The following is a 12,708-nucleotide window of genomic DNA, read 5'->3' as shown; positions in this document are numbered from 1 at the left end:
CTCTTTTCCCTTTGCTCAAATGGGGCAATATCAATTGTTCTATCTTAACTTCGTCTATTAGTCCCAGAATTATTCGTTTTTTGCTCGCAAAACAAAATTCTTTATTTCCTGGGGCTTTTTTGATTTTTAATTAAGTTTAAACAACTTCAATAAAAAGGCAGGCTGTAATATGAAAAATGAGAAAACATAATGGGAAAATGTGCAAAACAGTCTGCTGAACCTGAAATTAGAAAAAGAAAAGAAGCCAATATGGTTGAGGCAAGTTTCAACCGATAGACGAAACAAAAGCAAAGCATTTTTTTAATGGAGGATTTATGGCCTAATTCAACAAAAGAGAAGTAAATTATTAATTAGCCCCTGTTTTCTTGATTACTTTTTTATTATTCAATATCTTTCGCCCTGAACCAATGCTTATGAATAAAAAATTCTTTTCCCTGATTTTTGTATGCTGTTTTGCCTGTTTTGCTGTAAAAGCCCAAAACATTCCCACGCCAAAAGAACATTTTGGGTTTAACATGGGCGATGATTACCAGCTTGCCAACTATACACAAACAGAAGCTTATTTTAAAAAGCTTGCGGCCACATCGCCCCGCGTAAAACTGGTTGATATTGGCAAAACCGAACAAGGCCGCACACAATGGATGCTGATTGTGTCTTCTCCTGAAAATTTAAAAAACCTGGATCGCTATAAAGCTATTGCACAGCAGCTGGCGCATGCAGAAAATCTTACCGATTCACAGGCGCTGACCCTGGCCGCCGAAGGCAAGGCCGTGGTTTGGATAGATGGCGGATTGCATGCTACCGAAGTGGTGGGCGCCCACCAGCTAATAGAAACTGCTTACCAGCTTAGCAGCAGGCAGGATGCTGAAACAATAAAAATATTGAATGATGTAATTGTTTTATTAACGCATGCAAACCCTGATGGGCAGGAACTTGTTTCTAACTGGTATATGCGGGAGCCGGTTGCTGAAAAGCGCCTCAATCAATACCTGCCTGAACTGTATGAAAAATATGCCGGCCACGATAACAACCGGGATTTTTATATGTTCAACCTGAAAGAAACACAGAATATGGGCCGGCAATTATTTATTGAATGGCTTCCGCAGATTATGTATAATCATCATCAGGCAGGCCCGGCGGGCTCCGTTGTGGCAGGGCCGCCATTCCGCGACCCGTTTAATTATGTTTTTGACCCGTTGGTAATGACAAGCCTCGACGCTGTGGGCGCCGCAATGGTAAACCGGCTGAATGCAGAAGGCAAGCCCGGCTATACGGAAAGATCGGGCTCTGTTTATTCCACCTGGTACAACGGCGGGCTTAGAACGGCAACCTATTTTCATAACATGATCGGCTTGCTTACGGAAATAATCGGAGGGCCTAACCCGGCCCCGGTTCCCGTGGTCCCGGAAAGGCTAATCCCCAGCAGCGCTACCTCATTTCCCGTATTGCCGCAAACCTGGCATTTCAGGCAATCTATTGACTATTCCGTTTCTTTAAACTATGGTGTGCTGGAATATGCTTCAAGGCACAGGGATGAGCTGTTGTTCAATATTTATAAAATGGGGAGACATTCCATTGAAAAAGGTGAAAAAGATAACTGGACATTGTTGCCGAAACGCTCGGAAGAGATCAATAATTTATTCAAACAATCCCAGCAGGGCAAAAAACCGGAGGCCAATACAGGCGACAATTATGGCGGTGTGAGGCCAGGCCGGAACATTCCTGTAAAACTCTACGATTCTGTTTACAAAAACCCGGCCTACCGCGACCCGAGGGGCTATATTATTTCATCAGGACAAACTGATTTCCCCACGGCTGCGCGATTTATAAATACTTTAATTACCAGCGGGATTGAAGTGGAAAAAGCAACCGCTGATTTTACGGTAAATGGCAAACAATATCCTGCAGGTTCGTATATCGTAAAAACCAGCCAGGCATTCAGGCCGCATATCCTGGATATGTTTGAACCGCAGGATCATCCTAATGATTTTGAGTACCCCGGCGGGCCGCCCATTGCTCCTTATGACGCTGCAGGCTGGACGTTAGCCTACCAGATGGGCATTCAGTTTGACCGGGTTTTAGATGCCTTCGACGGGCCTTTTGAGAGAATTCCCTACGGCGAATTGCAGTCGGCAAAAGGCAGTGCAGCCAGGGCGGGCTCCGGCGGTTACTTATTAAATGCGGCCGTCAACAATTCTTTCATTGCGGTAAATGACTTATTGAAAGCTGGCGTGGATGTTTACAGGACAAGCGATTCTGTTTATCATGCATTCGCCAAAGGTTCGTTTTATATTCCCGGTTCATCAAAGGCAAAAACAATACTCGACAGTGCGGCAGCGCTGTATGGTATAAATGTGGTGGCACTTTCCAAAAAACCCTCAGGCCTTACAAAAATCGGTGCGGCAAGAATTGCTTTGTGGGACAGGTATGGCGGCTCCATGCCCAGCGGATGGACGCGCTGGATATTTGAAAAATTTCATTTTAATGCTGATATAATTTATGCAAAGAATATTGATAGCGGAAACCTGAAATCCAGGTATGACGTAATTGTATTTGTTGACGGAGCCATACCGGCCCCGAACGATACCGGCAGGCGTTTTTTTGAGGCTGATCCCAAACCGGATTCCATTCCGGCTGCATACAGGAACCGCCTTGGCCGGATAACAGCAGATACTTCCATTCCTCAGCTTAAAAAGTTCCTGGAAGACGGCGGCGCTATTATTACCATCGGCAGCAGTACTGCATTGGCTTACCATTTAAAATTGCCTGTGCATAATGCCTTAACCGAAATTGTAAACGGCGTGGAAAAAACTTTGCCAGGTGAAAAATTTTATATTCCCGGAAGCATATTGCGTGTAAAAGTAGATTCAACCGAAAAAGCGGCGTATGGCATGGCATCGCAGGCAGATGTTTATTTTGATGCCAGCCCCGTATTCCATATTCTTCCGGAAGGCATAGCCAATAAAACCATACAGCCGGTGGCATGGTTTGAAGGTGAGCAAAGCCTGAGAAGCGGGTGGGCCTGGGGCCAGTCTTATCTAAATGGCGGCGTTACTGCATTTCAGGCTACAGTGGGCAAAGGCGTATTGTATGCTTTTGGGCCCGAAATAACATTCAGGGCGCAGCCTTATGGCACATTCAGGTTTTTGTTTAACGGGTTGTATAAATAACTTCCTTCTGTTCATTCTGAGTTAATTAATATTTAAGGTGCAATGATGTTTTGCCAGATTTGATGAAAGTTAAGGCATAGCCCCCGCCGAATTTATAATCGCGCGCCATGTTACAAAATGCGATCAGCCTTTACCGGCATAAGGAAAGGCCGTGTTATTATCAGGTTGCACAATTCCTTAGTTAAAGAAGGCAAAATATCAACCAATTAATTTAAATACCAGCGCAGCCAGCAAACCGCCAATAATTGGCCCGGCAACAGGGATCCAGCTATATTTCCAGTCGCTGATGCCTTTGTTTTTTATAGGAAGAACGGCATGCATAATGCGCGGGCCCAAATCTCTTGCAGGGTTGATGGCATATCCCGTGGGACCGCCCATGCCTAAACCAATGCCTAATACAAGCAAGGCCACGGGCAAAGCATCGAGAGAGCCTAATTTATCTGCGGGGGAAACAATAAATAAAACAGCCAGTATAAAAGCAAATGTGCCTATTATTTCCGTAACTAAATTATGCCTTACATTACGTATTGACGGAGAAGTGCAAAATACAGCCAGCTTGGTAGCCGTATTATCTGTCGCATCAAAATGCTGCTTATAAGCCACCCAAACCAGCAGCGAGCCGATCATGGCGCCAAGCATTTGTGCAGCAATGTATGCCAGGACTAAACTCCAGTTGAATTTTCCGGCTGCAGCCAATGCAATGGTTACGGCAGGGTTTAAATGGGCGCCACTGGATGCCGCGCTCACAAACACACCGGTAAAAACGGCCATGCCCCAACCCATCGTAATTACCAGCCAGCCGCTGTTAAAGCCATTGGTTTTATTTAAAATAACATTGGCAACAACACCATCGCCAAGAATAATTACTAAAGCCGTTCCCACAAGTTCGCCTGTAAAAGCAGTCATACGTTAGAATTTTGTTTAAATGCAATCGTGAATATGGTGATCAATCAAGGATTGTAAATGTATAGATTGTCACTTTGAAAAAAAAGTAATAAAAATCATTACAGTCCGGGCTAACCCGGGCTTCTTATGCCTGTAATGTTATTATGGTATGAAACCTGTAAAACCAATCCGGCCTAATAAATAACTACAAACAAAAAAGCTGAAACACCTGCCCGGTGTTGCAGGAAATGCCGGATTAATTATACAATTCTTGTTGCAGCAGAGGTTTGCATTAGTTTTTTATCCCGGAAATTCGTGATCAGGAGAATGCCAGGCTGCTTTCCTTTTTCAAAACTTCCATATCTATCCTGGATTCCTAAAGCTGCCGCGCCATTGTATGTTGCCCATTGAAGCATGCGTTCGGTTTCAAGAAATGGGAAATGTGTTTGCAATGTTCTCATTTCATCCAAAAGGTTAAGGCTGTAATTACTGGAATAGCTGTCCGTTCCTAAAACAATATTGCAGTCATTATCTATAAATAACTTAATATCAGGAAGTTGATTTTCAATATATAAATTGGCATTTGGGCAAAAACACCAGAAAACCTGCTGTTGATTTGCCTTGCTTTGTTGAAACGCAAAATCAATATCGGCCTGCGTGGTAAACGTATTGTGAACAAGCAGTAAGTTTTTGGCCTTGCTTAATAAAGTAAGATAAGATGGAAGGCTGCTTTTGCCGTAAGGCTGAAAAAAGCCGGTATTGATGTTAAGTTGTTGGTACAGTTTGAAGAAATCGCCTGTTTTAGTACGGTATAATTCATTTTCCGCTTCCGTTTCCTGGTTATGTATGGAAACGATTTTGCCGGCAGAGGCGTTATTAATCAGTTCAAACATGGCGCTGCTTATGGTGTAGGGCGCATGCGGAACAATGGAGGCATCAGTTAATTCTTCTATAATAAAATTGTTATATAATTTTATAAACCTTTCAAATACAATTGAAATATTATTATTAGTAAAACCAATGGCTTCAATAAAATTGTAATAACGAATCTTGCTTACATGCTTTGCAGGTATGGTATCGGCGGTATTGCAAATATCGCCAACCGCAACAATGCCATTTTCATACATTTCTGTATCGGCAGCCTTAATGGCTTCGGCTATTATTGCTTTTTCAAATCCACGTTTGCCAACAACGGTAATTAAAAAGTCAACGAGGCCGGTCCCGCTTTCAATCACATTGTTCATGTGGCTCAGCTCAAGGTGGCAATGGCAATTAATAAAACCGGGAGAAAGCCAGCCTTTAAATGCCTGCACACCATCGCCCGCTTCTGCTTCGTTAACGATTGTTTCAATTACGCCGTTTTCATTTGTAATTAACACTTTGTCTTCACCCAAAATATTCTTTCCATCAAAAATAAAATCAGCTTTAAATTTCCTGTAACGCATGCTGTAAAATTAAGCGGCTGAAAACATATAACTTTGCACACTTTTTAAAATTTGACAGTCAAAAATGCTTACAGGTTCAAATGTTTGGCTACCTGTGAACATTGAAACTTGGGAACGTTGAAACTTATAACATGTTAGACCAGTTAGAAGCAATAAAGGCAAAATTCGACCAGACAGGTGTTGCATTAACCAATCCTGAAATTATAAGCAGGCAGTCCGAATTTCAGAAGCTGAGTAAGGAATACAGCCAACTGGAAAGAATTGTAAAACCTTACGAAGCGTATAAAAAAGTGCTGGGAGACTACGAGTTTGCCAAAGAAGGTTTGAATAGCGCTGATGAAGAAATGCGGGAACTGGCCAAAATGGAATTGCCTGAGCTGGAAGAAAAAAAGGAAGTGCTTGAAAAACAGCTCACGCAACTTTTAATACCAAAAGACCCGCAGGATGATAAAAATGCTGTGCTTGAAATTCGCGCCGGCACCGGAGGAGATGAGGCCAGCCTATTTGCCGGCGATTTGCTTGATATGTACCTGCGCTATGCTGCAAAAAAAGGCTGGAAAACCGCCATTGTAAGCGAGAGTCAAGGCACGGTAGGCGGATACAAAGAAGTGATGGTTGAAATTACCGGTGATGATGTATATGGCACCATGAAATTTGAGAGCGGTGTTCACCGTGTACAGCGTGTGCCCGATACGGAAACACAGGGACGTGTACATACTTCTGCAGCAACAGTAGCCGTGATGCCGGAAGCGGAGGAAGTGGATTTTGAATTAAATCCTGCCGATGTGAAAATGGAAACCGCCAGAAGCGGCGGCGCCGGCGGCCAGAATGTAAATAAAGTGGAAACAAAAGTGATGCTTACCCATATTCCAACCGGTACCGTGGTTGTGTGCCAAACGGAACGCAGTCAGTTAGGCAACCGTGAAAAAGCCATGACGATGCTGCGTACCAAATTGTATGAAGAGCAGGTGCGCAAGCAGGAAGAAGAAATTTCCAGGCACAGGAAAACGCTGGTAAGCACAGGAGACCGCAGTGCAAAAATCCGCACCTATAACTACCCGCAGGGCCGGGTAACAGATCATCGCATTGGTTTAACATCATATAATCTTGATGCGGTAATGAATGGTGATATTGACCAGTTCATCGAAGCTTTGCAGGTGGCCGAGAATGCAGAAAAAATGACGAAGCAGAATAATTAATTATCTGCCCGCAGTTTTTGGATAATATTCCGGCAGATTATATAGCTGCATATTGTAGCAACCGTTTACCTTTATTCAACCGAAAGAAATATCAAGTATGCAATGCATTAACCATTGCAACGTATTCCTCCTGCCTACTACATCTTTTATATAAAAAACGTTGCCGATAGTTTTACTGCAAAAAATAATCCCATCATAGGGCAGGCTATGCAAAACAAAGAGCAGATACGGCAACAGAATTCAGCTATGATACCGGAGTACAGGCAGGCAAATAACGGGAAGAATTATTTCTAAAAGGCAGGAACTTTAAATAAAGCCAAGGGAGCTTTGAAAGAAAAGATAAACCAATATCTTATTTTTAAATTTGATGAATAAACAGAAAGAATGAGAATCTGGTCATTGCATCCGAAATATTTAGATACTAAAGGGCTTTTGGCAGTATGGAGGGAAACCTTACTGGCAAAACAGGTATTGGAAGGAAAAACAAAGGGATATAAAAACCATCCGCAGCTTTTTCGGTTTAAACAAATAAAATATCCCCTGCATGCCATCAATTATTATTTATCTGAAATTTATAAAGAGGCTGTTTGCCGGAATTACCATTTTGATAAAAGCAAAATTGATGAAGCTTTTCACCCGGTAACGATGACGGTTACAAGAGGACAACTGGATTATGAAATGAAACACCTCTTAAAGAAGCTGGAAACAAGAGACCGGAACCGGTTTGAACAATTACGTCAGCTTAAAATTGTAGAACCTGTATTATTCTTTAGCGTAATAGAGGGCCCGGTAGCGCATTGGGAAATTCAGGCCCCTGGAAAATAAAAGAATGAACGGGGAAGTAACATACCGCAAAATCATTCACATTGATATGGATGCTTTTTATGCTTCCGTTGAGCAAAGGGATTTCCCCGAATATCGCGGCAGGCCGCTGATCGTAGGTGGTTCTCCCGAAGGAAGGGGCGGTGTAGTAGCTACGGCCAGCTATGAAGCCAGGAAGTTCGGGGTGCGTTCTGCAATGCCTTCCAAAACAGCGCAGCGTTTATGCCCTGGCGCCATATTTGTGTTTCCAAGATTTGATGCCTATAAAGCTGTTTCCAAACACATCCATGAAATATTCCATCGTTATACGGATGTTATTGAGCCGCTTTCATTAGACGAAGCCTACTTAGATGTAACAACAGATAAACAGGCCATTGGTTCTGCAATGGAAATAGCTAAGTTTATTAAACAGGCCATTAAAGAAGAATTGCAACTTACTGCTTCTGCCGGTATCTCCGTTAATAAATTTGTGGCCAAAATTGCTTCTGATATGGGCAAACCAAATGGATTGACCTTCATCGGGCCGTCGAAAATCGAGGCGTTTATGGAAAAATTAGCTGTTGAAAAATTTCATGGAGTAGGCAAAGTAACGGCAGCGAAGATGAAGGCAATGGGATTGCATACCGGAGCCGATTTGAGAAAATTGTCTGAAGCAGAAATGACACAACATTTCGGGAAGCCGGGTAAGTTTTATTACCAGATTGTGCGGGGTATTGATGACCGGCCGGTACAACCCGGCAGGGAAACCAAATCGGTTAGTGTGGAAGATACTTACCAGGAAGACTTAATCAGTAAGGAAACTATGCTTGATGAACTGGAAATACTTTCCGAACGGCTTGCTATACGCCTGCAACGCACGGGCCTGAAAGGAAGAACAGTTACCGTCAAGTTCAAATTTCATGACTTTACCATAATAACACGCAGTTATTCACTTTCGGAACTGACCAATGATAAAACAGGTATTATCAACACAGTAAAAACCATATTGGATAAAACCGACTTAACCGGAAAGAAAATAAGATTATTAGGCGTGGGTCTTTCCAATTTTGAAATACCTGCTGACAGAAAAAAGGGCACTATTAAAGGCCAACTGAAATTATTTTGAATTAACCTCTAATGTACAAGAGGGATATTACATTTAAAAAGGAGGGCAGACTTAAAGGGTTGTACGCTGAAGCCCGATTGTATGATGTTGTAATTCTATTCTATTGTCCGATATGTTTTAAGGTTTAAATTATCTGACACAGTTTTTTTGCTGATAACGTAACACCAGCTTCACTATCTATCGTCAGTAAAATAAAGATGCGGCTCTGTTGGTTCTGCGTTCTTCGTGCGAAAAAATTTAAACATAGCAGCCTCTAAGAATTTTAATGCATTTACCCTGCAGTTACCGGGCTTCTGCCATAATTTTCTCACCGGGCTTTACCACCGTATCTATATAAGAGATGGTTTGCCCGTTGTTGTCCTTATCTGCAGCAGCTTTTTTATTTTTTCCATTTACAGCCACCTGTTTATGCAAACCATAAAATGCAGCCCTCCATGTAACCGTTTGCTTGCCATGGTTTACAAATGCTGTTTTCCCCTGTTCATGATGCACATCAATTAAATTTCCCAATACCGGAACATTTTTTACAGACGAGGTAGCTGTGTTATTATCCCGGTAAACAGTAGTTACCCGGTTATAGCGGGCATCGGGCTCAATGCCCATTAAGCCATTTACAAAACCAAGGATAACGCCGTAAGAAACTTCGGGGTATTCACGGCGCTTTGTGCCGGGATTGGTAAGCAGCAGCATATAATCTTTCGCTTCGTTCCAATACCCATTCCTGTAAAAAATACAGGGGAAATAAGACATGTTCTCCACATTCCACTGCCTGCCTAACAAATGTTCTATTGTTTTCTTTTTACGAACGCTATCCTTTAATGCATCAAACCACAGCAGGAACGTCTCCCCTTCATTTTTTCCAAACACGTCTTTATCACTGTAATACGTATTGTACACCCCTGAGGCTTCATCCCACCAGTATGTATCAATATGGCGCTGGTAAGCAACGGCCCTTCCCCTGTATAGGTTTGCACCAACCGCATTTCCGTTTGCGGCCAGTATGTCAGCATACGATAAAAGCCCCCTGTACAAAGCCGCTACCAGGTCAATGCCCAGCTTCAGGCCAGGCACGCCTTCAGAATAAGAGGGCAGGCCGCGGCAGCGCTGAAGGTTATCCCGTATATTGAATGACGCCGCTGCATTAGGGTGAGCCGGCCTGGTTAAAAGCGAGTCTGCCTGCAGCACCCAGCTATCTATATATTCATTAGCCGACTTATCGTGGAAGTTTTTAAATACAGGGCTGTTGATGTAATCTTTGTCGCCTGTCCACAAATAGAGTTTCCAGCAGGCAGTTAATATATCGAAATTTGCGTTCAGGTTATACCAGAAAGCGCTGTCGCTCCTGTAGTCTTCGGGAGCAGGCTTGCCATACTTATTGATCTCCCAATAGGAACACCAGTCTTTTGATGCAGATATGTTTTTTATGAAAGCAGTGAACATATTTCTATTGGCAGCGCTTAAACCCAGTATTTCGGCGGGTATGCTTTGGTGGGCTACATCCCGCATACAAAATGCGGAGCGCGGCGGCAGCGCCGATTCATACCATGCGCCCACCGGGTCGTCCGGCCTGCCCTTATAGCTTAGCGCCATTTCTTTTGCACGATAAAAAGCGGTTTGCAAGGCTGTATCGGATGAAGAAAACGATACATCGTTTTGCTGTGAAAAAACAGGGCTGACAGCATAGATAGCTAAACCAATGAGAAGGATCTTTTTCATATCTGAAGAATTATATTCGATGTTTATAAAAATGTGCAATGCCTTAATGTAAAACCACATAGATAACCAAGCCTAACAGTTGTGCAGGAATGTTCAAATTGTAAACATTGGTAAAATGAATATTGAGCATTCAATGTCGTTTAGTTTAACCTTGTTTGACCTCACCCTAAATCCCTCCCGAATGGCCGGGACAAGTTCTCCAAAGGAGAGGGACTTTACAAACGTTCCTTAACTAAACGACATTGATTGAGCATTGACTATTGAATATTTTAAAAATCAAGCCTTAACTAAACGCTATTGATTTCTATATGGTTAAAAACAGTTTCTGCATTTATCCGGCTCATTATTAAGGCCGCAAGGCTTCCGCGTTATTTAAGATTAACCTGTATGGGCTTAAGACCGGGCCAGGTGAATTTTTGCACCGCTCCCCCATCCTGTGCCACCTTCACTTCGTATTGTTTTCCCTTTCGTTCCACATAAATATCGAAATTTCCCTGAAAGGCGCGGATGTGCTTTAATGACATCTTTGTCCAGTTTTCCGGCATCAGCGGCTGCATCTCAAAGCTGTTAAAACCCGTTGCATGCATGCCGAATAAACCTTCTGTTATAGCGCGGCAGTATAAGCCGCTTTCCGCAGCAAGGTGTTGCTGGTTGCCTTCGGGCCAGGCTTCTATGGCATAAGGCACATGCTCGCCCAGCAGCCTTTTGCGGGAATATTCCTCCAGGTATTTTGCCGTGCTGTCTGTATAACCCGCATAAAAAGTGCCGCGCAGGGCATATAACAACGCACGGTCCCAATAGGTGGCCGATCCGGCTTCGGTGAGCATGCCGTTTTTAGTCCACAGATAGGGTGAATACAAAGCTTTTAACGTTTCTTCCTTCCGGTCAAAAATACCCATAGCCAGGGGCAGGCCTATCCAGGAGCGAAGCTTATCATTGCCATCATAATACCGGTAGGTTTTATATCCCTGCACGGTACTGCCAAAGTATTTTTCAATACTTTGTTTCAGCGCTGCCGCTTCTGATAATAAGAATGATGATGTGGAAGAATCTTTTAACGCCAGCGCCAGGCTGGCGGCATTGGTTAATGCGCCATACGCCAGCGTATTGGTTGATAAATTAATTTTCCCTGCCGGGAAACGGCCTTCCAGTTCATCGGCGTCAGATTGTATAACGCCTTCGGCTGTTTTCTTTCTTCTTAAAAACTCCAGGCACCATTCAATTAAAGGCCATAATTTTTTGGCTTCATCCCTGTCGGCATAAGCCAGTGCAAATGTGGAAGCGCCGTAAGCAATCATAGCCTGGTCGCCCCTGTCACCGGCCCCATCCCAGAAACCGGCACCTTCCGCAATAATGGAACTGGGTATAGGCTTATAATCTTTATTCATATATTTTGCAAACAGGCGGAAGCTGTTCATGGCAGATTCATTTCCTTCGGCATTGCCTAAAAACGGGAAAAAAGGGTTTGCATATTCCGCCTGGTCATTTGCCCAGATGGCTGCATAATAAGAACCGCCGCCGGGGCCATGCATCAGCCCGTTCTTTGTGTCGTATATGCTTTCCGTAACCCTTATTTTGGCAAACCCGAACATACTGTTTACAACCTCATCCGGCGTTTCAAGCACCAGGTTATTATTTGTATCGAACAGAAAAGCTTTCCGTTTTTCATATTCATACAGGGCTGAATACGTATATGGCTGGTCGCAGGATTTTCGCGCCGACCAAACGACTGAATAGCTTAGCTCATCGCCGGGCTTCAGCTCGAAGCTGCCGCCGTCATATACCGTTGTATTTAAAAAATAGCTGCCGTAAACGCCTTTACCGGGATTGGTGCTGTCTGAAAGGTTCAACTGCGGGATATTTATTTTAACCGTTGATGAACTGTTATTGATAACCTGGCATTTGTCCACCAGTGCGGCTTTGTCGGTTGACGGAAATACATGATGAACAAGCACAACATCCTTCGCCAGCTCCGAATTGATATTCAGCATGCCATTAAGGTTAAATGACAGCACGGTTTCCTCTGCCGGTTTATCGTTAATGGTTATGGATGCGCCGGCCTGTTCATCAACATTCCATTGAAGGCTTCCCCGCGTATCATTGGGAATGGTGCGCAGCATGGGAAAGATCAGCTTCTTTTTCAACAATAACCGCCGGCCTTCCTGTATTCCATACGTAATGATGGCCGACAACTGCTTTCCACTCATTTCAATATGGTCTGCGTGGGCCGTGTCTCTTGTTTTTACAACCCAGTCAATTGAACCATCTCTGCCCAATGCCCACCGGTTTTGCTGGCTAAACCCGCAACTGACTGTGCACGTGAACAGGAACAACATTACAATTCTTGTCATAGTATTATTTAAAGC

The 12,708-nt window shown here is 43.5% G+C and carries 9 protein-coding genes; 5 read left to right on the top strand and 4 right to left on the bottom strand.

Features of this window, described 5'->3' with window-relative positions:
- Positions 1 to 413 precede the first annotated feature (413 nt).
- Positions 414 to 3,170, top strand: coding sequence for a M14 metallopeptidase family protein (locus QM629_RS12230; protein ID WP_415160161.1), 2,757 nt, complete (start codon positions 414 to 416; stop codon positions 3,168 to 3,170).
- 198 nt (positions 3,171 to 3,368) lie between these two features.
- Here the strand turns inward: QM629_RS12230 and QM629_RS12225 are convergent, their stop codons facing one another.
- A complete protein-coding gene (locus QM629_RS12225; protein WP_415160160.1) occupies positions 3,369 to 4,076 on the bottom strand; it encodes an MIP/aquaporin family protein in 708 nt (235 codons plus the stop codon).
- A 239-nt stretch (positions 4,077 to 4,315) separates the two neighbouring features.
- Positions 4,316 to 5,500, bottom strand: coding sequence for an amidohydrolase family protein (locus QM629_RS12220; protein WP_415160159.1), 1,185 nt, complete (start codon positions 5,498 to 5,500; stop codon positions 4,316 to 4,318).
- Between the two features lie 131 nt (positions 5,501 to 5,631).
- On the opposite strand from QM629_RS12220, the gene prfA reads away from it, so the two are divergent.
- The 4 genes from prfA to dinB all read left to right on the top strand — a co-directional run bounded on the left by prfA (position 5,632) and on the right by dinB (position 8,626).
- A complete protein-coding gene (gene prfA / locus QM629_RS12215; protein WP_415160158.1) occupies positions 5,632 to 6,699 on the top strand; it encodes a peptide chain release factor 1 in 1,068 nt (355 codons plus the stop codon).
- 114 nt (positions 6,700 to 6,813) lie between these two features.
- Positions 6,814 to 6,993, top strand: a complete 180-nt coding sequence (locus tag QM629_RS12210) for a hypothetical protein (protein WP_415160157.1) — start codon at positions 6,814 to 6,816, stop codon at positions 6,991 to 6,993.
- A gap of 90 nt (positions 6,994 to 7,083) precedes the next feature.
- A complete protein-coding gene (locus QM629_RS12205) occupies positions 7,084 to 7,524 on the top strand; it encodes a pyrimidine dimer DNA glycosylase/endonuclease V (protein WP_415160156.1) in 441 nt (146 codons plus the stop codon).
- 4 nt (positions 7,525 to 7,528) lie between these two features.
- On the top strand, positions 7,529 to 8,626 hold the full coding sequence (dinB, locus tag QM629_RS12200) for a DNA polymerase IV (protein WP_415160155.1): 1,098 nt from the start codon (positions 7,529 to 7,531) through the stop codon (positions 8,624 to 8,626).
- A 282-nt stretch (positions 8,627 to 8,908) separates the two neighbouring features.
- On the opposite strand, the gene QM629_RS12195 is transcribed toward dinB, so the two are convergent.
- Positions 8,909 to 10,342, bottom strand: a complete 1,434-nt coding sequence (locus QM629_RS12195) for a hypothetical protein (protein WP_415160154.1) — start codon at positions 10,340 to 10,342, stop codon at positions 8,909 to 8,911.
- 368 nt (positions 10,343 to 10,710) lie between these two features.
- Positions 10,711 to 12,693, bottom strand: coding sequence for a hypothetical protein (locus QM629_RS12190; RefSeq protein ID WP_415160153.1), 1,983 nt, complete (start codon positions 12,691 to 12,693; stop codon positions 10,711 to 10,713).
- Positions 12,694 to 12,708 lie beyond the last annotated feature (15 nt).

This window comes from Parafilimonas sp. (assembly GCF_047606085.1).
Lineage (GTDB): Bacteria > Bacteroidota > Bacteroidia > Chitinophagales > Chitinophagaceae > Parafilimonas.
Note: the sequence above shows the minus strand (reverse complement) of the source record. Positions and strands in the feature narration are given on the sequence as shown.